Below are 204 nucleotides of genomic sequence, written 5' to 3'. Positions count from 1 at the left end.
CAGGCGCTCTCCCAGCTGAGCTAAGCCCCCATAATAATTACAGTATATCGGGAAGACAGGATTCGAACCTGCGACCCCTTGGTCCCAAACCAAGTGCTCTACCAAGCTGAGCTACTTCCCGTATAATTAACGCGCCCGATAGGAGTCGAACCCATAACCTCTTGATCCGTAGTCAAACGCTCTATCCAATTGAGCTACGGGCGC

General features: G+C 52.0%; 2 tRNA genes. Both read right to left on the bottom strand.

The features are described from left to right. Positions 1 to 47: 47 nt before the first annotated feature. Positions 48 to 121 (bottom strand) — tRNA-Pro (locus HMPREF2658_RS13880). A 9-nt stretch (positions 122 to 130) separates the two neighbouring features. Beyond that, positions 131 to 204, bottom strand: a tRNA-Arg gene (locus HMPREF2658_RS13875).

It is taken from the genome of Staphylococcus sp. HMSC062H10, from assembly GCF_001836945.1.
Taxonomy (GTDB): Bacteria; Bacillota; Bacilli; order Staphylococcales; family Staphylococcaceae; genus Staphylococcus; species Staphylococcus aureus.
The sequence above is the reverse complement of the archived record's forward strand: the minus strand, read 5'-3'. Positions and strand labels throughout refer to the sequence as shown.